Consider the following 25,253-nt stretch of genomic DNA (forward strand, 5'->3'; position numbering starts at 1 on the left):
CCGCGATCAGGACTCGGCATCGCATCCCCCATTCATCCGGCCTGGCCAGGCCCGTCGTCCTCGTCGTCGCCGCGGGGCCCCGGCGGCAGCGCCCAGAGCGCGTACCGGCCGAGCTTCGCCATGACGGCCGGGGCGCTCGCACCGCACGCGAACGCCAGCCACGGAGCGTCGATCAGGTCGCTCGCCGCCGCCGCCGACGTCACCATCGCGGCGAGCGAGCAGTGCAGCGCGCAGGCGAACAGGTAGTACCGGCCGCCCGGACCCTTCGGGTAGCGCCAGGGCGGGCCCTTCACGCGCCGGTTCGCCTCCAGGAACGCCAGCGTGCGGTTGGCCGCGGCCCCCATGAGCCCCCACACGACGAACTGCCACATGACCCGACGGTAGGTCGCGGGCCGCGGGCAGACCGTGACACGCCGCACAAACCGCCCACAATCCCCGGACCGGCGCGGCGACCGGGGTCCGGTAGCGTGCGCCGCATGAGTCCCGAGGAGCCGGCCGGCGGCTCCCCGTTCACCGCCGCCGACATCGCTCGCGAGCTGCGGGAGCGCGGCGCCGGGCCCGCCTAGCGGGCGAGGTGGCGGGAGATGACCAGGCGCTGGATCTGGTTGGTGCCCTCGAAGATCTGCATCACCTTGGCCTCGCGCATGAAGCGCTCGACCGGGAAGTCGCGGGTGTAGCCGGCCCCGCCGAGGACCTGGACGGCGTCCGTGGTGACCCGCATGGCGTTGTCGGTGGCGACCAGCTTGGCGACGGACGCCTCGCGGCCGTAGGGGCGGCCCGCGTCCTTGAGCCGGGCGGCGGCGAGGTAGGTGGCGCGCGCGGACTCGACGGCGGCGGCCATGTCGGCCAGGACGAAGGCGAGCCCCTGGTGGTCGATGATCGCCTTGCCGAAGGCCTCGCGCTCCTTGGCGTAGGCGACGGCGGTGTCGAGCGCGCCCTGGGCCAGGCCGGTGGCGACGGCGGCGATGCCGAGGCGGCCGGCGTCGAGGCCGGCCAGGGCGATGGACAGCCCCTGGCCCTCGTGCCCGATCAGGTGGTCCGCGGGGACGCGCGCGTCCACGAGGCGGACGGTCGCGGTGGTGGAGCCCATCAGGCCCATCTTGTCCTCGGGCTCGTCGAACTCCAGGCCCGGGGTGCCGGCCGGGACGTGGAAGCAGGAGATGCCGCGCGACTTCTCCTGTGACGTGCGGGCCATGACGGTGTAGAAGTCGGCCTTGCCGCCGTGGGTCGTCCACGCCTTGGCGCCGTTGAGGACGTAGGAGTCGCCGTCGCGCACGGCCCTGGCGCGCATCGCGGCCGGGTCGGAGCCCGCGTGCGCCTCCGAGAGGCAGTAGGCGCCGAGGCGCTCGCCGGAGAGCATGCCGGGCAGCCACCGCGCGCGCTGCCCGTCGGTGCCGAAGGCGAAGAGGGGGAAGCAGGACAGGGCGTGCACGCTGACGCCGACGCCGACGCTCGCCCAGACCGCCCCGATCTCCTCCAGGACCTGGAGGTAGATCTCGTAGGGCTGGTCGCCGCCGCCGAACCCCTCCGGGTACGGCAGCGTCAGCAGGCCCGCCCGGCCCAGCGTCGTGAACACCTCGCGCGGGAACGTCCCGGTGCGCTCGGCGTCCGCGACGCGCGGCGCGAGCTCCTTGGCCGCGATCTCGCGGGTGAGCGCGACCAGGTCCTCGGACTCGGAGGTCGGCAGGTGCCGGGTGGCGGGCATGGGCGTTCTCCTTTCGGCACCGCCACCGTACCAAAGCCAGTACCAGCGAACCCGTTTTGGTACTGTCGCCGACATGACATCGGTGGACGAGCGGGCGACCAGAGCGTCGCGGCGGCGCGAGACACTGGTCGACCGGCTCATGGAACTGTTCCTGGAGCGCGGTTTCGCCGAGCTGAGCGTCGCGGACCTGGCCGCGCGGCTGCGCTGCTCCAAGAGCACGCTCTACTCGGTCGCGGCGAGCCGGGAGCAGATCATCACGGCGGTCGTGCGGGCCTTCTTCCGCCGCGCCACCGAGCGCGTGGAGTCCGCGCTGGACGGCAGCGCCGACCCGCGCGAGCGGGTCGGCGCCTACCTGCGGGCGATCTCGCGCGAGCTGGCCCCGGCGTCCGCCGCCTTCTTCGCCGACCTGGACGCGTTCGCCCCGGCGCGGGAGATCTACAAGAGCAACACCCGGTACGCGGTGCGGCGCGTGCGGGGCCTCGTGCGGGAGGCGGCGCCCGGCGGCGACGCCGCGTTCGTCGGCGCCGTCGCCGGGCAGGTGATGGAGTCCATCCACCGCGGCGAGATGAAGGCGGAGACCGGCCTGGACGACTCGGCCGCCTACGCCGCGCTCGCGTCCCTCATCGTGGCCCGCATGGCTGCCGGCTAGGTCCGGGCGGCCTGGAGGGCGTGCTCGACGAGCGCCACCAGCACGCCCCGCGCCACCTCCCGGCTCCGCACGTCGCACATCATGACCGGGACCTCCGGGTCGACGTCGAGGGCGTCGCGGATCTCCTCCACGGTGTAGCGGCGTGCGCCCTCGAACCGGTTCGCCGCGATGACGAACGGGAGCCCCCTCCGCTCGAAGAAGTCGATGGCCGCGAAGCTCGTGCTGAGCCGGCGGGTGTCGACCAGCACGATGGCGCCGACGGCGCCGTAGGCGATCTGGTCCCACATGAACCAGAACCGCTCCTGGCCCGGCGTGCCGAACAGGTACAGCCGGACGCCGCCGGAGAAGGTCAGCCGGCCGAAGTCCATCGCCACGGTCGTGGTGGTCTTGCCCTCCACGCCGCCGAGGTCGTCGACGCCGACGGACGCGTCGGTGAGGACCTCCTCGGTGCGCAGCGGGCGGACCTCGCTCACGGCGCCCACCAGCGTCGTCTTGCCGACGCCGAAGCCGCCGGCCACCAGGACCTTCAGGGTGTGGAGCGGGACGTCGTCGTCGCGCCCGTGGGCGAAGGCGGTCGGGTCAGAGGCGGCGGAGTTCATCGAGCACTCTCAGGAGGATGCGGGGATCGGGGCGTTCGGTCTGCGCGGCCTGCTGCATCTCCTCGATCAGGCCGTACTGGTGCAGGTCCTCCAGGAGGATCTGCACGACCCGCAGCGGCAGGTCGGTCTCCGAGGCGAGGTCGGCGGGCGTGGAGGGCCGCCCGCACAGCTCCAGCAGCCGGCGCTGCTCGCGCGACAGCCAGACCCGGTCGGCCGGGGTCCGGCCCGTCGCGACGAGGACGGTCACCAGGTCGAGGACGAGCCCGCGGGGGCGGGTGCGCCCGCGGGTGACCGCGTAGGGCCGGACGACCGGGCCGGCGTCCGGCCCGACCCAGCGCTCTCTCGGGCTCTCCACCGCCGGCTCTAGCCTGACGCGCCCGAGCGCACCGGCGGATCCTGCGACTCGGCGCCGCGCGGCTGGGCCGCCAGCGTGCGCCGCACCCGCTTGATCAGCATCGTCGTCTCGTAGGCGACCAGCCCGGCGTTGCCGCCGGCGTCGCTCAGCACGGCGAGGCAGCTCCCGTTGCCCGCGGGCATGACGAAGAACAGCATGCCGTCCAGCTCGACGACGGTCTGCCGCACCTGCTTGGCCTGGAAGTGCTCGCGGGCGCCGTTGGCCAGGCTGTGGAAGCCCGACGACAGCGCCGCGAGGAACTCGGCGTCCTTGCGGGTGACGTCCCCTGAGGCGCCCATGACCAGTCCGTCCCTGGACAGCAGGACGGCTTGGCGGACCTCCCCGACCCGCTGCACCAGATCGTCGAGCAGCCAGTCGAGCTCGCCGGTGGCGTTGCCCTGCCGCATCATGACTCCCCCCATTCATCGCGTGGATCCAGCTCGCCCGGTTCGTCGCCGACCCTGCCGCGCAGCCATCCCGACTGCAGCGACGCCATCAGGTCGCGGCTGAGCTCCGGGCTCGGTTCTTCGAAATCGTCGTCGGCCGCCGCCGGGGCGGGCTGGGCGTGCCGCGGCGCGGGGCGCCCGCGCAGCTGCGGGGCCAGGGAACGCTGCCGTACCCGGCGCGGCAGCCGTCCCGTGACCTCGCTGTCCTCCACCCCGCCCGGCCCCGGTTCGGCGCCGTTCGGGCGGGCCCGGCCCGCGAACGGCCCGGCGGGGTCCGGCGGCGGGTCGAGGGGCGGGTCGGCGGGCGGCGCCGGCGGCGGCACGGCGCCCGGCAGCGCGCCCGGGCCCGCGGGCAGGCCGGCGAGCTCGTCGGAGGGCCGCTCCCGGACGATCCGGCCGGGCAGCGCCGGCCGCGCCGGGCGGCCGAGCCGCGCCTGGCCCCCGCCCCCGAGCGCCGCCGACCCGACCGGCTGCGGCGTCCCGGTCGTGAGGCCGCGCGCCATGTGCCAGTCGTCGTCGAGGACGACCAGCGCGTGCGGCACGAGGACGATCGCGGTCGTGCCCCCGTACGGGGACGGCAGGAGCGACACCTGGACGCCGTGCCGGGCGGCGAGGCGCGCGACGACGAACAGGCCGAGCCGCTCGGTGTCGACCAGGTCGAACTCGACGTCGCTGGCGAGCCGCCGGTTCAGCTCGTCCAGCTCGTCGGGCTCCAGGCCGACGCCCCGGTCGACGACCTCGACGGCCAGCCCGTTGGCGACGGTCTCGACCTTGACGGTGACCTCCGTGGCGGGCGGGGAGAACGACGCCGCGTTCTCGATCAGCTCCGCCAGCAGGTGGATGACGTCGGCGACGACGTCGCCGGTGACGGCGGCCGACGACGCCCCGGTCACCTCGACCCGCGTGTAGTCCTCCACTTCGGCGATCGCGGCGCGCACCACGTCCTCGGCGGCGACCGGGTGGTCCCAGGCGCGCACGGTCGGCGACCCGGACAGGATGACCAGGCCCTCGGCGTGCCGCCGCATGCGGGTGGTCAGGTGGTCGAGGCGGAACAGGTCGTCCAGCTCCTCGGGGCTGGACGCGCGCCGCTCCATCTGGTCCAGCAGCCGCAGCTGCCGGTGCAGCAGCGACTGGCTGCGCCACGACAGGTTGATGAAGACCCGGTTGATGCTGGCGCGCAGCTCGGCCTCGCCGACCGCGGTGCCGACCGCGGTGCGCTGGACGGCGTCGAACGCGTCGGCGACCAGGGCGATCTCCTTCGTCCGCCCCCGTTCGGGGCGCGGCGCCTCGGCGTCGACGTCGACCTTCTCGCCGCGCCGCAGCCGGGCCACGACCGAGGGCAGCCGCTCGTGCGCGAGCCGCTGCGCGGACGCCTGCAGGTCCCGCAGCTCCCGCGCGAGCCGCCGGGCGAACAGCACCGACAGCGTGACCGAGGCGGCCACGATCAGCAGGCCCACGACGCAGGCCAGGAAGAAGCGCAGCATGATCCGGTGACCGGCGGGCTCGACGACGTCGTCGTTCAGGGCGTCGCCGAGACGGGAGGAGGAGGTGAACCACAGCGGGGTCAGCTCCTGCGCGGCCGCCCGCCACTGCCGGACGCCGGGGTTGAGGCCCTGCCGGCGGATCTGGCTCTCGATCAGGGTGAAGCTGCCGTAGGCGGTCGACGTGGCGAGGCCCTCGACGACCCGGGACAGCTCGCCGGTCACCTCGACGCGGGCGAGCGAGAAGAACTGCTCGCGGTTGCCGGCCCAGCCCGCGAAGGCCATGCGCTCGGCCGCGGTCAGCCGGCGGGCGCCGGCCGCGGACATCAGGGCGTCCTCGCGCAGCATGAAGTCGCTCGCCCACGAGAAGTGGGTGATCCCGGCGCTCTGCCGGTACACCGCCGTGTCGTTGACGCTGATGAAGGTCGTCAGCAGCCGGAACGTCGAGTCGGAGAAGCCGCTGTAGGAGTCGATGGCCTGCACCGTGCTGGCCGCGCCCTGGGTGATCTGGGCCCGCAGCGGTTCGAGCTGGTCGAGGCTGTCGTCCAGCGCCTCCATGCGCCGCCACAGTTCCGGGCCCATCGCGTCCCTGAGGCGGGGCTCGAAGGCCGCCTCCCGGAAGGTCGACACGGCGGCGTCGGTCTTGGCCGCGATGCCCTCGTAGGCGCGCCTGTCGGCGGCGGTCCGCGTCGTCAGGACGGCCACGGCCGTGGCGCGCTCGCGCTGGAGCGCCCCGATGACGTTCCCGGCCGGCAGCCCGACGTCCTTGTACATCCGCGTGAACTCCGACCGCTGCAGCGCGGCGGACAGCGTCGTCCCGGCCGAGAACACCCACAGCGAGACGAGGGCGGCGAGCGGGACGGCGAGGAGCATCGCGATCCGCCGCCCGACCGGCCGCGTGCGCGGCCGCTCATGGGAGCCATGAACCTGCTCGGGCTTCGTCACCGGCCCACACTCCTGATCGTCTTCGAACCCGGTCGTCCCCGACCGACCTGGCGGGACCGGAGCATACTTAGTTCGATTTGCCGGAGACCAGAGGCCGCACCTGCGGCGACTTGTGATCTCTCGCGTGCGCCGCGTGAACGGCCGATTCCCGGGCGTGCAAGCGGCGCTTTCCGGGCGCCCCGCCGGCGCGGCGTGCCCCGCCCCGCGCCTCTCACCATTTCTCGAGTGCCGCCGCAGGTCAGCGAGCCGAATCCCATTCAATGATCTTGCAATTGATTGGTCTTCCCGGTCGTGGCGGCGGAGCCGGCCGAGGAGGGCCAAGGGACCGCGAGGGGAATCGGCGGAGACATGTCAACCGTGTTAACCCGGTGAAAAACTAGGCCAACATTGGCCGTTTTGATGCTGAGTCGTGTCTTGTTGCAGGAAATGACACATGTCAGGCTTCGGTTTACTTTGTCCCCCACCAACGGAGAGCGAGCATGCGCAGAGCCGCGCTAGCCGTCCTCGCCGGGCTGTCGCTCGCCGCCACCACCGTGGCCGCGGCGCCCGCCCAAGCCGCCGGCCCGGCCCAGTCCAAGCTGGCCACGCTCGTCAAGCTGAGCGACGTGCGGCACCACCAGCTGAACCTGCAGAAGATCTCGGACGCCAACGGCGGCAACCGGGCCGCGGGACTGCCCGGCAACAAGATCACCATCAAGTACATCGCGGACCAGCTCAAGCGGGCCGGATACACGCCGACGATCCAGAACTTCGAGTTCGACTTCTGGCAGGAGCTGTCCGAGCCGGTGCTCGCCGAGACGGCGCCCGAGCCGAAGACGTTCGCTCCGCACGGCGACTTCGAGACGCTCCAGTACTCCGGGTCGGGAGACGTCACCGCTCCCGCGACCCCCGTCGACCCGGCGGTCACCGGAGCCGGCAGCGGGTGCGAGGCCGCCGACTTCGCCGGGTTCCCGAGGGGCCACATCGCGCTGATCCAGCGCGGCGGCTGCTTCTTCTCCGTCAAGACCGACAACGCCATCGCCGCCGGCGCGGCCGCCGTCGTGATCTACCAGCTGCCCACCGAGCCGGGACCGGTCGGGGGAACGCTGTCCACGCCGTACGACGTCCCCGTGGTCGGCCCGACGAACGCGGTCGGCAAGGCCCTCGTCCAGCAGGCGCAGAACGGCGGGGTCACGCTGCGGGTGAGGACCGACACCCAGAACGACAAGCGGCAGGCCGCCAACGTCGTCGCCGACACCAAGCGCGGCAGGGCCGACAACGTCGTGGTGGTGGGCGCGCACAACGACAGCGTCGCCGCCGGGCCCGGGATCAACGACGACGGCTCGGGCACCGCGACGCTGCTGGAGATGGCCAAGCAGATCAACAAGCTCGGCTCCAAGGTCCGCAACAAGGTGCGGTTCGCCTTCTGGGGCGCCGAGGAGGAGGGGCTGCTCGGCTCGCAGTACTACGTCGACAACCTCCTGCAGGCCGAGCGCGACAAGGTCGCCCTGATGCTCGACTTCGACATGCTCGCCTCGCCCAACTACGTGAACTTCGTCTACGACGGAGACAACAGCGCCGGCGGGAACAACGTCGAGGCCCCCGCCGGATCCGGCGCGATCGAGAAGGCGTTCGTCGACTTCTTCGGCAAGCGGAAGCTGCCCACCGACCCGACGCCGTTCAACGGGCGCTCGGACTACAACGCCTTCATCACCGTCGGCATCCCCGCCGGCGGACTGTTCACCGGCGCCGAGGGCATCAAGACCCCCGAGCAGGCGAAGTTGTACGGCGGCACCGCGGGCCTCGCCTACGACCCGTGCTACCACCAGGCCTGCGACCGCTACGACAACGTGAACCTGAAGGGCTTCGACCAGATGATCGACGGCACCGCCGCGGTCACCGAGCTGTTCGCGCACAGCACCCTGACGGTCAACGGGAACGAGCTCGCCCGCAGGCAGGCCCAGCCCGGCAGGCGCGTGACGCCGGACGTCGTCGGCAACTACGCGACCCGCTAGGACCAGTACGCAGCGAGGGACGCGCCCGGCCCCGGGCGCGTCCCTCGCCGCGTCCGCACGGTCAAAGGAGCTCGCCGGCGATCGACCGCAGGGCGGGACGGGGATCGCCGCCGGGCTCGGTCAGCACCTGGACGGCGACGTTGTCGGCGCCCGCCTCCAGATGGGCGGCCAGCCGCGCGGCCACCGCCGCCGCGTCGCCGCGGGCGACCAGCGCGTCCACGAGCGCGTCGCTGCCTCCGCCGGCGAAGTCCTCCGCCGTGAACCCCAGCCGCTCGAAGCTGGCGACGTAGTTGCCCAGCCCGAGGTAGCGGCCCAGCGCCTCCCTGGCGATGGCGCGGGCGCGCGCGGGATCGGGTTCGAGCACGACCTTCTGCTCCGGCGCGAGCAGCGGGCCCGCTCCGAGGATCTCCCTCGCCGACCGGGTGTGCTCGGGCGTGGTCAGGTACGGGTGCGCGCCCGCGGCGCGCTCGGCCGCCAGCCGCAGCACCTTCGGACCCAGTGCGGCGAGGACCCGCCCCTCGGCCGGGACGCCCTCGGCGTCCAGCCGGTCGAGGTAGTCCACGATCGTCTCGTACGGGCTGCGGTACGCCTGGTCCCGTTCCGGATGGCCGATGCCGGCGCCGAGCAGGAACCGGCCGCCGTGCGCGCGGTTCAGCCGGTGGTAGGCCGCGGCCGCCTCCTCGGCGGGCGTGCTCCACATGTTCACGATGCCGGTGGCGACGACGATGCGGCCGGTCGCGTCCAGGAGCCCCCCGGCGATGCCGGGATCGGCCGGCGAGCCGCCGATCCAGATCGTGCCGTAGCCGAGTTCCTCGACGTCCCGGGCCAGTTCCGGGCTCAGCTGCGGCCAGGGGCGCCAGATCCCGAGCCGTCCAAGTTCGATCTTGGTCATGCCGCCCCCAACACCCCCGCCGCCGGTTTCATGCCCGGTACCCCGGGTGCCAGGATGTGACACATGACCGACCGGCCCCGCCTGCTGCTCCTGGACGGCCACTCGCTGGCCTACCGGGCGTTCCACGCGCTGCCGGTCGAGAACTTCACCACGACCTCCGGCCAGCCGACCAACGTCGTGTACGGGTTCGCGAACATGCTCGCCAACGTGCTGCGGGACGAGCGCCCCACCCACGCGGCCGTCGCGTTCGACGTCTCCCGGCAGACGTTCCGCACCGAGGCGTTCCCCGGGTACAAGGCCACCCGGGCGCGGTCGCCGCGGGAGTTCGGCGACCAGCTGCCGGTCCTGGACCGGCTGCTCGCCGCGATGAGCGTGCCGGTGCTGCGGGCGCCCGGCTACGAGGCCGACGACGTGATCGCGACGCTGGCGACGGCGGCGGAGGCGGACGGCATGGACGTGCTGATCGTCACCGGCGACCGGGACGTGCTCCAGCTCGTCAGCCAGAGCGTCACCGTCCTGTACTTCTACCGGACGGCGTCGGAGATGATCCGGTACACGCCCGGCGCGGTGCGGGAGCGGTACGGGCTCACCCCGGCGCAGTACCCCGACTTCGCGGCGCTGCGCGGCGACCCGTCCGACAACCTGCCGAGCATCCCCGGCATCGGGGAGAAGACGGCCGCCCGGTGGGTCCGCGAGTACGGGTCGCTGGACGCCCTGCTGGAGCGCGCCGGCGGGATCCGGGGCAAGGCGGGGGAGAAGCTGCGCGCCGCCGCGGACGCGGTCGCGCTGAACCGGCGGCTGACCGAGCTCGTCCGCGACCTGGACCTCCCGGTGGCGCCCGCCGACCTGCGGCGGCGCCCGTACGACCTGGCCGCCTTCACCACCCTGCTGGACGAGCTGGAGTTCCGCAACGCCAGCATCCGGCAGCGGCTGTTCGCGGCGGACCCGGGCGGCGGACGCCCCCCGCAGGACGCCGGGCCGGAGCCCGTCCACGGGCGGGAGCTCGGGCCGGACGAGCTGGCCGGCTGGCTGGGGGCGCACGCGACCGGCCTGACCGGGCTGGCCGCCGACGGCACGTGGGTGCGCGGCGCGGGCGGCGTCGAGCGGATCGCGCTGGCCGCCGGCGACGGGGAGGCGGCGTCGTTCGAGCCGTCCGGCCTCACCGCGGGGGACGAGCGGGCCTTCGCCGCCTGGCTGGCCGACCCCGCCCGGCCCAAGGCGCTGCACGACGTGAAGGCGCTGCTGCGCGTCTTCGGCGAGCGCGGCCGGCGCCTCGACGGGATCGCCGCCGACACGGCGCTGGCCGCCTACCTCCTGCTGCCGGGCCTGGCCGCCTACGGGATCGCCGACCTCGCGGGCCGCCATCTCGGGCGCCGCCCGTCCGCCGAGGGCGCGGCCGGGCTGATGCTGAACGCCCGCGCCGTCCTCGACCTCGCCGGGGTGTTCGCCGCCGACCTGGCGTCCACGGGCATGGACGAGGTCATGCGGGACGTCGAGCTGCCGCTGTCGCGCCTGCTCGCCCGCGCCGAGAGCGCGGGCGTGCACGTCGACGCGGGCCTGCTGGACGAGCTGGAGCGGTACTTCTCCGGCGGGATGGAGCGCGCCGCCGACGAGGCCGCCGAGATCGCCGGGCGCCGCTTCAACCCCGCGTCGACCAAGCAGCTCCAGGAGGTGCTGTTCGGCGAGCTCGACCTGCCGAGGACCAAGAAGATCAAGTCGGGGTACTCCACCGACGTGGACGCGCTGACCTGGCTCGCCACCCGGACCGACAACGGCCTGCCGCGGATCCTGCTGCGCCACCGCGACCAGGCGCGGCTGCGCTCCACGGTCACCGGGCTCATCCGGGAGATCGGCGCGGACGGCCGCATCCACACCGACTTCCAGCAGACCGTCGCCGCGACCGGCCGGCTCAGCTCCGCCGACCCGAACCTCCAGGTCATCCCCATCCGGACGGAGGAGGGGCGGCGCATCCGCCGCGCGTTCACGCCCGGCGAGGGCTACGAGTCGCTGATGACGGCCGACTACGGCCAGCTCGAACTGCGCGTCATGGCGCACCTCTCGCGGGATCCGACGCTGCTGGCGGCGTTCGAGTCCGGCGAGGACCTGCACACCACGATGGCCGCGCGGGTCTTCGGCGCCCGCCCGCGCGACGTCACCCCGGACATGCGCCGCAAGATCAAGGCGATGTCGTACGGGCTGGCCTACGGGCTGTCGGCGTTCGGCCTGGCCAGGCAGCTCGGCATCCCGGTGGCCGAGGCGCGCCCGCTGATGGACGCCTACTTCGAGCGGCTCGGCGGCGTCCGCGACTACCTCGGCCACGTCGTCGCCGAGGCGCGGGCCACCGGCTACACCCGCACGGTCCTCGGCCGCCGCCGCTACCTGCCCCACCTGAACAGCGACGACCGGCAGCGCCGCGAGGCGGCCGAGCGGATGGCGCTGAACGCCCCGGTCCAGGGCTCCGCCGCCGACATCGTCAAGATCGCGATGCTGCGGGTGGACGGGGCGCTCACCGCCGCCGGGCTGGCCAGCCGCCTGCTGCTCCAGGTGCACGACGAGATCGTCCTGGAGGTGGCGCCCGGCGAGGCCGGGGCGGTGGAGGAGATCGTCCGCATCGGGATGACGACGGCCTACCCGCTCGCGGTCGGCCTGGAGGTCGCCGTCGGCGCCGGCCCCGACTGGAACGCCGCCGCGCACTGAGGTGGCCGCGCACTGAGGTGGCCGGGCGGCTCGTGGGTAGGGCTCCCCTGGGGAGGGGTTCATGGAGATCGACATGATCGTCGAGATCCCCCGGGGATCGCGCAACAAGTACGAGATGGACCAGCGGCTGGGGCGCATCCGGCTCGACCGGATGCTGTTCACCTCGACGCAGTATCCGGTGGACTACGGCTACATCCCGGACACGTGGGCGGAGGACGGGAGCCCTCTGGACGCGATGGTGATGCTGGAGGAGCCCACCTTTCCCGGGTGCGTGGTCAGGGTGCGCAGCGTCGGGGTGTTCTGGATGCTCGACGAGGGCGGCCCCGACGCCAAGGTCCTCACCGTGCCCGCCGGGGACGTCCGCTACGCCGGTATCCGCGACCTGCGGGACGTCCACCAGCACGTCCTCGACGAGATCGCGCACTTCTTCGACATCTACAAGAGCCTGGAGCCCGGCAAGGGCACCGACGTGCGCGGCTGGCAGGACCGGCAGGTCGCCGACCAGACGATCGAGCGGGCGGCCGAGCGCGCGCGGGAGGTGGCCGGGAACGCCGCGACGTGATCAGGTGAGGGCGTGAGGGACAGCGAACCGGTCGTCGTCGTGGGCGCGGGTCCCGTCGGCCTGGTGACGGCGCTGCTGCTGGCGCGGCACGGCGTGCCGTCCGTCGTGCTGGAGGCCGCCGCCCGCCGCGATCCGTCCGGATCCCGGGCGATCTGCTTCCAGCGCGACGTCCTCGACGTGCTCGACCGGGTCGGGTGCGCCGACATGATGATCGCGCGCGGCGTGACGTGGACGACCGGCCGCACCTACCACCGCGGGGACGAGCTGTTCGCCGTCACCTTCCCCGACGCCGGGCGCGGCGCGGTGCCGCCCTGGATCAACATCTCCCAGGCGGAGGTCGAGGCGCGGCTGCGGGACCTGGCCGCCGCCGAACCGCTGGTGGAGGTCCGGTACGGGCACCGCGTCACCGGCCTGCGCCAGGACGGGGACGGCGTCGAGGCCCGCTCCGAGGGACACGCCGCGGGCGCCGTGCGCGGCACCCACCTGGTCGGCGCGGACGGTGGGCACGGCGCCGTCCGGGGCCTGCTCGGCATCGGCTTCCCTGGCCGCACCTTCGCCGACCGGTTCCTCATCTGCGACATCCGGGCGGACCTGCCGTTCCCGAGCGAGCGGCGGTTCTTCTTCGACCCCGAATGGAATCCCGGGCGCCAGGTCCTGGTCCACCAGTGCCCCGACCGGACGTGGCGCATCGACTGGCAGGTCCCGGCCGACCTCGACCTCGACGCCGAGCGCGGGTCGGGCGCGCTGGACGCCCGCATCCGCAGGATCACCGGGGACGTCCCGTACGAGGTCGTGTGGGCCACCGTGTACCGGTTCCACGAGCGGTGCGCGGCGGCGTTCGCGTCCGGCCGCGCGTTCCTGGCCGGGGACGCCGCCCACCTCTACGCGCCGTTCGGCGCCCGGGGGCTGAACTCCGGCGTGCAGGACGCGGAGAACCTCGCCTGGAAGCTCGCCTACGTCCGGCACGGCTTCGCGCCGCCCGCGCTGCTGCGCAGCTACGACGCCGAGCGCCGTGCCGCCGCCGAGGAGAACCTGCGGGTGACGACGCGGACGATGGAGTTCCTCGTCCCGCAGAGCCCGCGGCAGCGGGCCCGGCGGCTGGAGTCCCTGGAGGCGGCCCGGACGCATCCGGACCCCCGCACGATCATCGACTCGGGCAGGCTCGCCGAGCCGTTCTGGTATCTGGACTCGCCGCTGACCACCCCGGCCGGGCCGGTGGAGGACTTCCCGCGCGGTCCCGGGCTCGTGCGCCCGCCGGTGCCGGGCGTGCTCTGCCCGGACGGCCCGTGCGTCGTGGACGGCGAGCCGACCCGCCTGCGCCGCCTGTTCGGCACGCGGTTCGTCGTCCTCACCCAGGGCGGGCGCGTCGAGGGGCTCCCGACCGACGTGCCGCACCGGGTCCACGCGCTGGACGCCATCGACACGGCCGGGGTGCTGCGGACGGCTCTGAACGCGGGCCCGGACACGGTGCACATCGTCCGTCCGGACGGTCACCTGGCCGCCGTCCTGCCGTCCTACGACCCCGCGGCCGCGGTCGCCGCCCTGCACCGGGCCTGCGGACGCACTTAGCCGGCGTCCAGGACGGCGCGGGCGGCGTTGTGGCCGGGGATCCCGCTGACGCCTCCGCCCCGTCTCGCGCCCGCCCCGCACAGCAGCACGCGGGGGTGCTCGGTCTCGACGCCCCACCGCCCGCGCTCCCCGTCCGCCTCCGCGAACGGCCACGACAGGTCGCGGTGGAAGATGTGCCCGCCCGGGAGGCCGACGCCGTTCTCCAGGTCGACCGGCGTCCTGGCCTCCAGGCACGGCGTGCCGTCCGGCGCGCGCAGGAGGCAGTCCTCGATCGGCTCGGCGAGCACCGCGTCGAAGGACGCCAGCGTCGCGCGGAGCGCCGCGGCGCGCGAGCCCTCGGGGTCCGGCCGGAACAGCCGCGCCGGCATGTGCAGGCCGAACAGCGTCAGGGTGTGCGCCCCGGCCTCCCGCAGCTCCGGCCCGAGGATGGACGGGTCGGTCAGCGAGTGGCAGTACACCTCGGCGGGCGGGACGGCCGGAACGCGGCCGTCGCGGGCTTCGCGGTAGGCCCGGTCGATCTGCTGCCGGCTCTCGTTGATGTGGAAGGTGCCCGCGAACGCCTCCTCGGGCCGGACGGACGGGTCGCGCAGCCGCGGCAGCCGCGAGAGCACCATGTTCACCTTCAGCTGCGACCCCTCGGCCCCGCCCTCCCGCGGCATGTTGACCAGCACCCACCTGGCCGAGGCGGCGTGCTCGGCGCCGCCGGCGTCCCGGAACGTCACCTCTCCGGCCGGGTCGACGTGCAGGACCTCCATGCCGGAGCGAAGCTCGGCCCCGGCGGCGCGGGCGGCGGCGGCCAGGGCGTCGGTCACCGCGCCCATGCCCCCGACGGGCACGTTCCAGTCGCCGGTCCCGTCCCCGATGACGTGGTAGAGGAAGCACCGGTTGGCCAGCAGCGCGGCGTCCGAGGTGTCGGCGAAGGTGCCGATCAGCGCGTCGGTGAGGACGACGCCGCGCACGGTGTCGTCGGTGAAGCGCTCGTCCACGACGTCCCCGATGGGACGTTCGAACAGGTCGCGCCACGCCTCCCCGTCGTCCACCACGTCCCGGAGCCCCGCGCGGTCGCGCAGCGGTTCCAGCAGGGTCGGCGCGACACGTTCGGCGACGCGCCCGGCCGTCGCGTAGAACCTCCGCCACGCCTCGGCGTCGCCCTTGAGCGACGCCGCCGTCCGCGCGGGGTCCCCGTTGTCGATCAGCAGGCCGCCGTCGCCGACCGGCGTGTACGAGGAGAACCGCCGGCCGCGCAGCTCGACGCGCAGGCCGAGGTCGCGGACGATCCGCGACGGCAGCAGGCTCACCAGGTAGGAGTACCGCGAGAGCCGCGCGTCGACGCCGGGGAAGACGCGCGCCGAGACCGCCAGCCCGCCGAAGTGCCCGAGCCGCTCCAGCACCAGCACGCGCCTGCCGGCGCGCGCCAGGTAGGCGGCCGCGACCAGGCCGTTGTGCCCGCCGCCCGCGATGATCACGTCGTACATGCCCACAGAAAACCACACGGTTCGCCGGATGCGGGGAAATCCGTTGGCCGACACGGCCGCCGGGAGGATGATGGGGCGAATGAAGATCCGGCTTTCTGGGGGAGTGGTGGCGTCCGGGCGCGATGCCTGGATCGCTCGTCCCTCCGGGCCGCGCAGGCTCCTGGACCAGGCGGACGCGCGGCCGGGGGCGCCCGTCGCGCTGGGCCCCGAGGCGGCTCCGGCGCAGGACGTGGCGGACGCCGTCCGCGCGCTGTCGCTGCTGGTCGCCGACGGGGGCGCCGTCGCGGCCGGAGCGGGCGTCGACCTCGGCGGCGGATTCCGCTCCGCGCGGCTGGACGGGGCGCGCGGCGACCAGCGGGACGCCGTCCTGGCCGCGCTCCGGACCGTCGGCCTCCACGACGCGGACCGTCTCGGCGAGCGGGCCGGGGTGCTCGTCGCGCTCTTCGGGCCCGCGGTCACCAAGCGGGTCGGCGCGGCCGCCGGGCGGGCCGCCGAGGAGGGGCGCTGGGCGGCGCTGCACCTGGCGTCGGCGGCCAGCGACGTCCTCGGCCCCGAGCAGCTCGAACGGGTGCTCGCCCTGGAGGCGCCCGAAGGCGTCGACCTCACCCCCGGCGGCCCGCCGTCGGTGCTCGCGGGGTACCTGCGGCAGGTGTTCGAGGAGATCCCCCCGCCCCGCAGGCTCGCGCTGATCCTGGACCTGTGGGAGCGGGTCGCCGAGCGCCGGACCGGGGCCGCCCGCCGGGACGCGCGGCTGGCGACGCAGAGCCGCCGCGACCGCGTCGCCGACCTGCGCAAGCGCCGCCGCCACGACGACGACGAGCACATCCTGTGGCAGGTGCGCATGGACCTGGAGGACGAGCGGCCCTCGCCCGCCGACATCGCGCGCTGGACCCCCGGCCGCTGGTACTGGCACGAGCGCCTCCAGCGCGTCTTCGCGGACGCGATCGCCGCCACCGCGCTGCTCCGGACCGCCGCGTCCGTCGCCGACCACGGCCTGGAGGACGGCCTTGAGCGCTCGGCCCCGGCGCTGCGCGCGGCCGCGTCCCTGATGCCCGACTGGGCCGCCGGGAACGCGGCACGTCGCGTGCCGGGCCTGACCGGCCTCCCCACGCGTCCCGGCGCCTACGTCCGCGAGCTCGCGCGCCGGCTGGACGCCGGCAGGCCGATGGACGCCAAGTTCGCCGCCTACGTCAGGCCGCGCCTGGCCTGCGCCCGCGACTTCGCGCTCGTCATCGTCGAGGACGTCGGACGGGTGATGGGCGACATGGTCGGGACGTACGACGACCTGCTGCGCGAGTGGTCGCCCAGCCTGAAGGGCTGGCGCGAGGGGGCCGGGTACGGCCGCCCTCCGGCCGGGTGGGACGGCATCGCGCCGTGGTCCGGGCCGATGCTGGGAGACACCGAGCCGCTGCGCCGCAGGCTCACGTCCGGGCAGGACCCGGCGGCCGTGGAGATCGCCGCCGACCTCCTCTGGTACGCCGACCTGATCGACGCCCTCGCCCGGCTGTACGGGCACGAGCGGGCGCAGCCCACCCCCGGCACCGGCGCCCCGTGGTTCGACCACGACCCGGAGCCGGCCGCCGAGCCGCTGACCCCGCGCCTCGACTCCGTCACGGGCGCGGTCTCCGGCGCGGCGCAGCTCGTCGCGCTCGGCGGCGTCCCGCCCCGGGCGCCCCGCGCGTGGGCGGCCCTCACCGGGGGCCTGATGGCGGCCACCGCGATCGCCGAGGCGCTCACCGGCGACTTCGCCGTCCCGGCGCCGCTCGCCGCGCTCGACGGCGCGACCGTCCCCGGGACCCGGCTCCGGCTCAAGATCGCGCGCAGTGCCCGGGACGTCGCCGGATGGGCGGACTACATGGGCAACTGCATCGCGGGACCGGCCTACGTCGAGGAGGCGAGGAAGGGCCGCAGCGGACTCGCGGGCCTCTACGACGCCGACGGCCTGCTGGTCGTGAACGCGGAGCTGGTCGCGTTGCGGCCCGCGTCCCGCGGCTGGCGCGTCGCCGAGATCGCGGCGAGGTTCAACGACGCGCCGGACGAGACCCTCGAACAGCGGTTCCGCGACTGGGTCGCCGAGATACCCGGCGCCGTCAGGGACGAGACCGCGCGGGTGCCGGACGAGCTCCCGCCGCCGCGTCCGGCGCGGCGGCGCGCGGCGCCCCGCCTCGTCGAGGAGGCCGGTCCCGCCCTCGGCGACCTGGCGCTCCGGTCGTGGGAGCGGGCCGCCCCGGAGACGCTCGGCGCCTTCGCCGCCGTGGCCGGGACCGGGCCGGACGCCGCGCTCGCCCGGCTGCGGCGCTTCGGTGCCCCGCAGCTCACCGGGGCCGTCGTCCGCGCCCTGGACCAGGGCGCCACCGATCTGGTCCGGCTCTGGACGGCCTCGGGCCACCGCCCCCTGCGCTCCGCGCTCGACGCCCTCGACCCGGCACTGCGCGACCGCTTCGACCAGCTCCCGCTCCTGCTCGGCGAGCCGCCGCTGCCGAAGACGCTGCGGCGCCTCGTCGAGCTCCCCGCCGTCGCCGACGCCTACTCCCTCGATCTGGTGGCGCGCCGCGTCCGCCGCGCGATCGGGCTCCTCGCCGTCCAGGACGCCCCGGTCATCGCCCGCGCCTTCGCGAAGCCCACGTCTGAGCGGCTGCTGTGCGCGCTGGCCGTCGCCGTCGCCGGCGCCGCGCCGGACATCCCCCTCGTGCCCGTGACGCCGCCGCGCACCACCACGGTCCCCGGCTACCCCGCCACGACGCTGGAGGACGAGGAGGGCCCCTGGCACCGGGCTCTGCCCGCCGCCCGCGAGCTGGGCACCGACTCCGCCGCGTTCTGGAACGAGGTCGCCGAGCACGGCCTCCGCGTCCCGGCGTCCTGGCTGGCGCACGGCGGCTGGACGGCGCTCTGGTCCCGCGCCCACACGCACCGCCGCTGATCCGCGCGCCGCCAGGCGATTCCGGGAAGAGCTAGGGGTGCGGCGCGGGGCGGCGGAAGACGGTGACGGAATGGCCGACCTCGTCGATCGGCTCGCTGGTGCGGAGCAGCCGCGTCAGCCGCGGGTCGCGCTTGACGAGCCAGCTGTCGGAGACCACCAGCAGGCCGCGCACCTGGCCGGGCGGCGCGGTGAGCGGGTCGCGCGCGCGGATGCCGTAGGCGGACGGGACGCCGCTGCCCTTGAAGACGAGCCACACCGGTTCGCCCGGGTACCGCTCCCGGAGGCGGTCGGCGAGCCGTCCGAGGTCCTGGCCCCAGTCGGCGTTGGAGTCGTGCAGGCGCAGGTGGGTCTTGGACGGGCCGCCGAACGCCTCGTTGGAGTACGGCAGGTAGTACGGGAAGGCCCGCAGCGAGCTGACCGCCACGAGCAGCACCAGCACGACCGTCGCGGCCCTGACCCATCGCCACCGGACGAGGACCACGCCGCCCGCCGCCACCGCCAGAAAGATAGGGACGAAGATGACATAGCGGACGCCGAGATCGCGCGACCCGGTCATCGCCACCGCCATCAGCACGGCGGGCGGCGCCAGCAGGTACGGCGCGGCCGGGCGCAGCCGGGGCAGCCCGGCCGCCGCGGCGACGCCCGCGGCCCACAGGACGAGCATGCCCAGCGGCGTCTTCACCAGCAGCGCGGCCGGCAGGTAGTACCAGCGCGAGCCCCGGTAGACGTGGCCGAACAGGAAGCCCGTCCACCGCATGTCCTCGAATCCGAACTGGGCGCGCATCCCGTCCTGGAAGGGGCGGGGGAACGGCAGCCAGCCGGCGGCGAGCCCGCGCAGGCCGCCCACGGACGGGAGGCCGGGGGGCGCCGCCCAGCGCAGGCGCGGGTCCACGGCGAGGTAGCTCGCCCACACCACCGCGACCGCCAGGGCACCGGCTCCGGCCGCCGAGAGAACGGCGGTCGCCACGGGTCGGCGCGGCGGGCGGGACGCCCAGACCGACACCGCCGCCAGGACGAGGAGCACCGGCAGCGCGGGCAGCGCGCTCATCTTGGTCGCCATGGCCGCGCCCAGCGCCGTTCCGGCGAGCGGCAGGTAGAGCCGCGGCCTGCGCCTCGCGCGCCAGAGCAGCCACACCGACGTCAGCAGGAGGCCGGCCGTGGGGACGTCCAGCGTGGCCAGCGACCCGTGCGCGATGACGTCGGGGGAGAACGCGTAGAGGGTCAGCGCCGTGAGGCCGCCGGCCGGGCCGGCGAGGTCGCGCGCGAACGCGAACACCACCAGCCCGAACAGCAGCGTCAGCGCGATGACGGGCAGCCGCCCGGCGAGCAGCACGCGCTGCGCGTCGTTGCCCCACCGGTACAGGAACTGCCTTCCGAGCCTGTAGTCGCTGCCGGTGAAGGAGGCGTGGAGGTGCGGCCCGGTGAGCACGGCTCCGGCTCCGATGACCAGCTTGCCGAGCGGCGGGTGCTCGGCGTTGTGGCGCAGGTCGTGCTCGCGGAGGTAGACCACGCCCGTGCTGATGTAGACGGGCTCGTCGACGGTCGGGCTCTGCCGCACGGCGGTGGTGACCATCACGGCGGCCATCTGGGCCAGCAGCGCCGCCACGACCGCCGCGAGGAGCCGGCGCCGGAGCGGCGCGCCGAACCGGCCGGACGCGGGCTCGTCCGACGGCGCCGCGGGACGTCCGGGCTCCGCGGATAAGGAGGTCACGCCGCCACCCTTCCCGGAGACCGTCCGCCCGATCTCCGTTCAGCCCCCGAACGCGGTCAAGAATCGGTCCCGGAACGCGCTCATCGGCCACACCGGGGTGCTCCCGCCCGGGCGCAGGCCGTCCTGCCAGCCCCACCCGGAGATCCTGTCAAGGACGGCGCCGTCCTTCGCCACGACGGTGACGGGGACGTCCCGGCTCGCGCCCGGCCCGGTGATGAGCGGCGCGGGCTGGTGGTCGCCGAGGAAGACCAGCACGGTGTCCTTGTCTCCGTAGGTCTCCAGGTAGGAGACGAGCGTGTTCAGCGTGTACTCGATCGACGCGCGGTACTCGGCGCGGATGCGGCCGGGCGCGGGCCACGGCGCGTCGTAGCCCTTGCCCATCCCGTCGAAGACCGAGCCGTCGCCGACCTGCTCCCACGGGACGAGCCGCGGGATGGACGCCCACGGGGCGTGGCTCGACACCAGCGCCGTCTCCGCCATCACCGGCGCCCGGTCGTCCTCGGCCAGCTCGGTGCGCTGGAGCGTCGACAGGGTGTACTGGTCGGGCATCGTGGCGAAGCTGAAGCGCGGGCCGCGATAGCCGAGGTTCCGGTCGTCGTAGACCTTGTCGTAGCCGAAGAAGGACGCCTCCGGCCAGGCCCGCGTGATCGCCGGCATGAGGGCGACCGTCCGGGAGTCCGCGCGGTGGAACGCCCCGTTCAGCGTCAGCCGGTCGCTGTTCACCAGGGCGCGGTACCGCTGCTGGTTGTTCACCCACAGGCCCGACAGCAGCGTGGCGTGCGCCAGCCAGCTGCCGCCGCCCGCCGTCGAGGAGGTGAGCCAGCCGCTGCGCGCGGAGAACCCCGCCTTGCGGAGCCGCTGCGTCCCCTGGTCGAGGACGGCCCCCACCTGCGGCGCGTACTGCGGGCTCTCCACGGCCGACCGCCCGTAGCTCTCCACGAACGCCAGGACGACGTCCTTGCCGCGCAGCCCGGTCAGCAGCTTGTCGGGAGGCGTGTCGCGGAACCTGTCCACGGCGGCGGCCTTGGCGAACTCCTTGCGGTCGTTCAGGCTCGTCCGCACCTGCCGCGCGTGGTCGTAGGCGAGGACCGCCGCGCTCCTGGACGCCACCGGCACCCCGTGGACGAACTGCGCTCCGAGCACGGCGCAGGCGAGCCAGACCGTCCCCAGCACGCCGGCGGCCCAGGAGGCCGGCCGCCTGCGCCGGGCCGCCACACCGCTCAGACGCAGCGTGGACAGCGCCGTCAGCACGACCACGGCGACCGCCAGCACCACCGCCAGCACGACGGCCGCGACCGCCCCCGCCTTCCCGGACGATTCTTTGACGAACTCCACGCCCGGCCCGAGCAGCGGCCAGTCCAGCACCAGGTCGAACGGCCGGACCAGCACCGCGTCGAACCCGATGTCCAGCACCTTCAGCACGAGCAGCAGGCCGAGGACGGCCCCCGCCGCCCCCGCCGCCCCCGCCGCGTACCGCCTCGCCCTGGCCGGGAGCACGAGGACCAGCGCGACGCCGGCCACGCCCTCGATCGGGACGCGCACGAACGCCCCCGGGGTCAGGCGGGCGAACTCGGCCGGCGCGACCAGCGCGACCAGCACGAGCAGGAACGCCGCGCCGGTCACCGCCCGCGCCGCGACCCGCCGCCGTCTCGGCCGTCCATCCGCCTCCGGGGCGTCGGCCGGCGCGTCCTCGTCTGTGATCCGCTCCAAGCGGCTGTCGGTGGTCAGGTCGTCCTCCCAGGTTCGGCCCCCCGCCGCGCACGCGACACCCCACAGCACGTCCGACCCACGGCCGCGGGTTCAAAAGTTCTTCTCTTCGCGGGGTCCGAGATGTCGAGAACGCGGGTGCGGCTCCGATCCACTGGTGAAAGGCGCCGCCGGGGCGCCCGCCGAGGAGGCACCGCGATGAGCAAGGTCACCTGTGACATCACGATCTCGGTCGACGGCTTCGCCGCGGGCCCGAACCAGCGCCTGGAGGAGCCGCTCGGCGACGGCGGCGAGCGGCTGCACCGGTGGATGTTCGAGGAGCGGGAGGCCAACGCCGAGGCCATCGCGAAGATCACTTCGGCGGGGGCCTACATCATGGGCCGCCACATGTTCGGCCCCGACCGCGGCCCGTCGTGGAACCCGGACTGGACGGGCTGGTGGGGCGAGGAGCCGCCCTACCGCGCGCCCGTGTTCGTGCTGACGCACCACCCGCGCGAGAGCGTCGTGATGAAGGGCGGCACGACGTTCCACTTCGTCACCGGCGGGATCGAGGCCGCGCTGGACCGGGCGCGGGCCGCCGCCGGGCAGAGGGACGTCGCGATCGCCGGGGGAGCGAGCACCGTGAACCAGTACCTCGCGGCTGGCCTGCTGGAGGAGCTCCGCCTGCACGTCGCCCCCGTCGCCCTCGGGGCGGGCGAGCGCCTGTTCGCGGGCGCCCGCGACCTGGTGCTGGAGCCGGTCGAGGCGTCCCGGACGCCCCTGGTCACCCACGTGACGTACCGCGTCGGCCGTCCGCGCGGATGACGCGCAGCAGGCGGGCGACCTCGGCGGCGACCGCGTCGCGCCCGGCGGAGACGTAGCGGCGCGGGTCGACCAGGCCGGGGTCGGCGGCCAGCCGGTCCCGGACGGCCGCGGTGAACACCTTGTTCAGCTGCGTCGCCACGTTGATCTTGGTCATGCCGTGCCCGACGGCGGCGGCGAGCCCGCCGTCGGGCACCCCGGAGGACCCGTGCAGGACCAGCGGGACGGGCACCGCCGCGCGCAGCCGGGCGATGAGCGCGAGATCGAGGACGGTGTCGCGGATGAGCATCGCGTGGGAGGTGCCGACCGCGACCGCCAGGGCGTCCACGCCCGTGGCGGCCACGTACCCGGCGGCCTCCTCCGGGTCGGTGCGGGCGTGCGGGGCGTGCACCCCGTCCTTGCCGCCGATCTCGCCGAGCTCCGCCTCGACCCACACCCCCTCGGCCCGGCAGCGGGCGGCGACCTCGGCGGTCCTCGCCACGTTCGCCTCGTGCGGGAGGCCGGACGCGTCGAACATCACCGACCCGAACCCGAGGGCGACCGCCTCGCGCACGAGGTCCGCCGAGGTGGCGTGGTCCAGGTGGACGGCGACCGGGACGGACGCGGCGCGGCCGAGCGCCAGCACCGCCCGCCCGATCGGGGCGAGCGCGCCGTGGTAGGCCGCGCAGTTCTCGCTGACCTGGAGCACCACGGGCGCGCCCGCCCGCTCCGCGCCGGCGACGATCGCCTCGGCGTGCTCCAGGTGGACCACGTTGAACGCCCCCAGCCCGCGTCCCTGCGCGGCGGGCGCGGCGATGACGTCACTCATGGGGGCGAGCGGCATGGTTCTCCTCGGTCCGGAGGGCGACGCGGGGCAGCAGCGCGGGGAGCCCGGCGGGGTCGACCTCGCCGGCGACGGGGGAGCGGACCGCGCAGGCGGCCAGCGCGACGGCGCGGCGGAGCCGGTCCGGCCAGGGCAGCCCGGCGGCCGTGCCCGCCGCCAGCCCCGCGACGAGCGCGTCGCCCGCGCCCGTCGGGTTGCCCGGCACGGGACGGTCGAGCGCGGCGCGCAGGACCCCGTCCGGGGTGGCTGCGAGGACGCCGCCGGCGCCGAGCGAGGCGACCACGGCCCCCGCGCCCGCCTCGCGGAGCGCGCGGATCCCCGCGGCCGTGTCGCCGGTGCCGCTCGCGCGGGCCAGCTCCTCGGCGTTCGGCTTGACGATGCCCGGGCCCGCGGCGAGCCCGAGGCGCAGCGCCTCCCCGTCGGCGTCCAGGATCACCGGGCCGGGGGCGAGGCGGATGAGCCGCGCGTAGGCGTCCGGCGGGACGCCCGGCGGCAGGCTCCCGGACAGGACGACCACGGCCGCGTCCCGGGCCAGGGCCTCGAAGCCGTCGCGGAACGCCGCCCACTCCGCGCCCGTCACCTCCGGACCCGGCTCGCAGAACATCGTCGCCTCGGCGCCGACGACCGTGACGGTCCGGCGCGACTCCGCGGCGACCGGCGTGAACGCGGCGGGCACGCCGAGGGAGCCGAGCCCCTCCTCGATGCGGCGCCCCGCGTGGCCGCCCGCCAGCCCGGCGGCCACGACCTCGTGGCCGAGGGCGTGCAGGACCCGGGCCACGTTGACGCCCTTGCCGCCGGGCCGCGAGTGCACCGCCGCGACGCGGTGCACCGCGCCGAGCCGCGCGTCCGGTACCTCGTAGGTGTCGTCGAGCGCGGCGTTCAGCGTGACCGTGAGGATCACGCCGCCGGGCCGCCGGGCGCGGCGTCCAGGACGACCGAGCGGGTGAGGTGGCGGGGCCGCTCCGGGTCCAGGCCCGCCGCGACCGCGCGCGCGACCGCGAGCCGCTGCACCCGGACCAGCTCGGCGAGCGGGTCGGCGCCCGCGGCGCGCAGCAGCCCGCCGGTCGCGGCCACCTCGTCGCCGAGGCCGCCCGGGAGCCCGCCGAACATCCACACGGCCCGGCCGGGGCCGGTGATGCTGATCGGCCCGTGGCGGTACTCCATCGCCGGGTAGGCCTCCGTCCAGAAGCACGCGGCCTCGCGCATCTTCAGGGCCGCCTCCTGCGCGAGGCCGACCGTCCAGCCCCGGCCGAGGAAGGTGATCTGCTCGACGTCCAGCAGTTCGGGCGGGACCGGATCGGCCACCGCGGCCTCGGCGCCCGCGATCGCCGCCGCCAGGTCCTCGCCGAGGTGCGCGCGCAGCAGCGCCAGCAGGGTGGTGGCGAACCGCGTCTGCACGACCGACTCCTCGTCGGCGAAGTCGAGGACGACCATCCGGCCGGCGCTGCGCGACACCGGCGTGGCCGGGTCGGCGGTGATCGCGGTCGTCGGGACCGAGCCGCCGAGCCGGTCCAGGACGGTGAGGACCTCGGTCGTGGTCCCGGACCTGGTGAGCGCCAGCACCCGGTCGTAGCGGCGGCCGCGCGGCATCTCCGAGGCGGCGAACGCGTCGGTCTCCCCGTGCCCGGCGCCCTCCCGCAGCGCCGCGTACGCCTGCGCCATGAACAGGGAGGTGCCGCATCCGACGACGGCCACCCGCTCCCCGCGGGCCGGGAGCGCGTCCCGCAGCCCGGCGGCCAGCCCTGCGGCCCGCCGCCAGCACTCCGGCTGCGAGGCGATCTCGGTCGTGATGCGGTTTCCGGCCATGAGCCCTCCCGAAGTCCGATCTGCTTCGAGACTTTATGCTCACTTGTGCTCGAAAATGAAGGGGAGGGAGCAGAAAT

General features: G+C 75.0%; 20 protein-coding genes. 7 read left to right on the forward strand and 13 right to left on the reverse strand.

Going from position 1 to position 25,253, the window contains the following annotated elements; all coding sequences use genetic code 11:
* Positions 1–32: 32 nt before the first annotated feature.
* Together ACQEU6_RS00390 and ACQEU6_RS00395 are read right to left on the reverse strand one after the other, a co-directional pair.
* Positions 33–371 carry a hypothetical protein gene (locus tag ACQEU6_RS00390; protein WP_499328442.1) on the reverse strand — a complete coding sequence of 113 codons (339 nt, stop codon included), beginning with the start codon at positions 369–371 and terminating at the stop codon, positions 33–35.
* A 191-nt stretch (positions 372–562) separates the two neighbouring features.
* On the reverse strand, positions 563–1,705 hold the full coding sequence (locus ACQEU6_RS00395; RefSeq protein WP_499328444.1) for an acyl-CoA dehydrogenase family protein: 1,143 nt from the start codon (positions 1,703–1,705) through the stop codon (positions 563–565).
* 73 nt (positions 1,706–1,778) lie between these two features.
* Here ACQEU6_RS00395 and ACQEU6_RS00400 point away from each other — a divergent pair, with 73 nt between their 5' ends.
* Positions 1,779–2,354: a TetR/AcrR family transcriptional regulator gene (locus tag ACQEU6_RS00400; RefSeq protein WP_499328446.1), complete on the forward strand. Its 576-nt coding sequence runs from the start codon at positions 1,779–1,781 to the stop codon at positions 2,352–2,354.
* On the opposite strand, the gene ACQEU6_RS00405 is transcribed toward ACQEU6_RS00400, so the two are convergent.
* From ACQEU6_RS00405 to ACQEU6_RS00420, 4 genes are read right to left on the reverse strand one after another with little or no spacing between them, the layout of a single operon-like run.
* Entirely contained in the window at positions 2,351–2,953 is a 603-nt protein-coding gene (locus tag ACQEU6_RS00405) for a GTP-binding protein (protein WP_499328448.1), read from the reverse strand. The genes ACQEU6_RS00400 and ACQEU6_RS00405 overlap by 4 nt on opposite strands.
* Entirely contained in the window at positions 2,934–3,308 is a 375-nt protein-coding gene (locus tag ACQEU6_RS00410; protein ID WP_499328450.1) for a DUF742 domain-containing protein, read from the reverse strand. Before ACQEU6_RS00410 ends, ACQEU6_RS00405 begins: the two co-directional genes overlap by 20 nt.
* An 8-nt stretch (positions 3,309–3,316) precedes the next feature.
* Positions 3,317–3,757, reverse strand: coding sequence for a roadblock/LC7 domain-containing protein (locus ACQEU6_RS00415; protein WP_338072124.1), 441 nt, complete (start codon positions 3,755–3,757; stop codon positions 3,317–3,319).
* Positions 3,754–6,219: a sensor histidine kinase gene (locus tag ACQEU6_RS00420; protein WP_499328452.1), complete on the reverse strand. Its 2,466-nt coding sequence runs from the start codon at positions 6,217–6,219 to the stop codon at positions 3,754–3,756. Before ACQEU6_RS00420 ends, ACQEU6_RS00415 begins: the two co-directional genes overlap by 4 nt.
* Positions 6,220–6,698: 479 nt before the next feature.
* Between ACQEU6_RS00420 and ACQEU6_RS00425 the strand changes: the two genes are divergently transcribed.
* Positions 6,699–8,213 (forward strand): M20/M25/M40 family metallo-hydrolase, encoded by a 1,515-nt coding sequence (locus tag ACQEU6_RS00425; protein WP_499328454.1) that lies wholly within the window; start codon positions 6,699–6,701, stop codon positions 8,211–8,213.
* A 61-nt stretch (positions 8,214–8,274) separates the two neighbouring features.
* On the opposite strand, the gene ACQEU6_RS00430 is transcribed toward ACQEU6_RS00425, so the two are convergent.
* On the reverse strand, positions 8,275–9,105 hold the full coding sequence (locus ACQEU6_RS00430; RefSeq protein ID WP_499328457.1) for an LLM class F420-dependent oxidoreductase: 831 nt from the start codon (positions 9,103–9,105) through the stop codon (positions 8,275–8,277).
* A 63-nt stretch (positions 9,106–9,168) separates the two neighbouring features.
* On the opposite strand from ACQEU6_RS00430, the gene polA reads away from it, so the two are divergent.
* From polA to ACQEU6_RS00445, 3 genes are all read left to right on the forward strand, one after another.
* A complete protein-coding gene (polA, locus tag ACQEU6_RS00435; RefSeq protein WP_499328459.1) occupies positions 9,169–11,802 on the forward strand; it encodes a DNA polymerase I in 2,634 nt (877 codons plus the stop codon).
* A gap of 61 nt (positions 11,803–11,863) precedes the next feature.
* Entirely contained in the window at positions 11,864–12,364 is a 501-nt protein-coding gene (locus ACQEU6_RS00440) for an inorganic diphosphatase (RefSeq protein ID WP_499328463.1), read from the forward strand.
* A gap of 12 nt (positions 12,365–12,376) precedes the next feature.
* The gene (locus ACQEU6_RS00445) at positions 12,377–13,933 is read left to right on the forward strand and encodes an FAD-dependent monooxygenase (RefSeq protein WP_499328465.1); all 1,557 of its coding nucleotides are present in this window, start codon (positions 12,377–12,379) and stop codon (positions 13,931–13,933) included.
* On the opposite strand, the gene ACQEU6_RS00450 is transcribed toward ACQEU6_RS00445, so the two are convergent.
* Positions 13,930–15,408 carry a phytoene desaturase family protein gene (locus tag ACQEU6_RS00450; RefSeq protein ID WP_499328467.1) on the reverse strand — a complete coding sequence of 493 codons (1,479 nt, stop codon included), beginning with the start codon at positions 15,406–15,408 and terminating at the stop codon, positions 13,930–13,932. The two genes, ACQEU6_RS00445 and ACQEU6_RS00450, sit on opposite strands and share 4 nt — an antisense overlap.
* Before the next feature lie 79 nt (positions 15,409–15,487).
* Between ACQEU6_RS00450 and ACQEU6_RS00455 the strand changes: the two genes are divergently transcribed.
* Positions 15,488–18,328, forward strand: coding sequence for a hypothetical protein (locus ACQEU6_RS00455; protein WP_499328469.1), 2,841 nt, complete (start codon positions 15,488–15,490; stop codon positions 18,326–18,328).
* Positions 18,329–18,359: 31 nt separating this feature from the next.
* On the opposite strand, the gene ACQEU6_RS00460 is transcribed toward ACQEU6_RS00455, so the two are convergent.
* Both ACQEU6_RS00460 and ACQEU6_RS00465 read right to left on the reverse strand, forming a co-directional pair.
* Positions 18,360–20,039 carry an ArnT family glycosyltransferase gene (locus ACQEU6_RS00460; protein ID WP_499328470.1) on the reverse strand — a complete coding sequence of 560 codons (1,680 nt, stop codon included), beginning with the start codon at positions 20,037–20,039 and terminating at the stop codon, positions 18,360–18,362.
* 39 nt (positions 20,040–20,078) lie between these two features.
* Positions 20,079–21,818, reverse strand: coding sequence for an alkaline phosphatase family protein (locus ACQEU6_RS00465; protein WP_499328472.1), 1,740 nt, complete (start codon positions 21,816–21,818; stop codon positions 20,079–20,081).
* A 126-nt stretch (positions 21,819–21,944) separates the two neighbouring features.
* Between ACQEU6_RS00465 and ACQEU6_RS00470 the strand changes: the two genes are divergently transcribed.
* Positions 21,945–22,550, forward strand: a complete 606-nt coding sequence (locus ACQEU6_RS00470; protein WP_499328474.1) for a dihydrofolate reductase family protein — start codon at positions 21,945–21,947, stop codon at positions 22,548–22,550.
* Here the strand turns inward: ACQEU6_RS00470 and ACQEU6_RS00475 are convergent.
* The 3 genes from ACQEU6_RS00475 to ACQEU6_RS00485 are packed head-to-tail and all read right to left on the reverse strand — an operon-like array spanning position 22,510 to position 25,176.
* The gene (locus tag ACQEU6_RS00475; RefSeq protein ID WP_499328476.1) at positions 22,510–23,355 is read right to left on the reverse strand and encodes a class II fructose-bisphosphate aldolase; all 846 of its coding nucleotides are present in this window, start codon (positions 23,353–23,355) and stop codon (positions 22,510–22,512) included. The genes ACQEU6_RS00470 and ACQEU6_RS00475 overlap by 41 nt on opposite strands.
* Positions 23,348–24,271 carry a 1-phosphofructokinase family hexose kinase gene (locus ACQEU6_RS00480; RefSeq protein WP_499328478.1) on the reverse strand — a complete coding sequence of 308 codons (924 nt, stop codon included), beginning with the start codon at positions 24,269–24,271 and terminating at the stop codon, positions 23,348–23,350. Before ACQEU6_RS00480 ends, ACQEU6_RS00475 begins: the two co-directional genes overlap by 8 nt.
* The gene (locus ACQEU6_RS00485; RefSeq protein WP_499328480.1) at positions 24,268–25,176 is read right to left on the reverse strand and encodes an SIS domain-containing protein; all 909 of its coding nucleotides are present in this window, start codon (positions 25,174–25,176) and stop codon (positions 24,268–24,270) included. The genes ACQEU6_RS00480 and ACQEU6_RS00485 overlap by 4 nt, the downstream gene beginning before the upstream one ends.
* Positions 25,177–25,253: the final 77 nt, after the last annotated feature.

It is taken from the genome of Spirillospora sp. CA-108201 (genome assembly GCF_050936235.1).
Classification (GTDB): domain Bacteria; phylum Actinomycetota; class Actinomycetes; order Streptosporangiales; family Streptosporangiaceae; genus Spirillospora.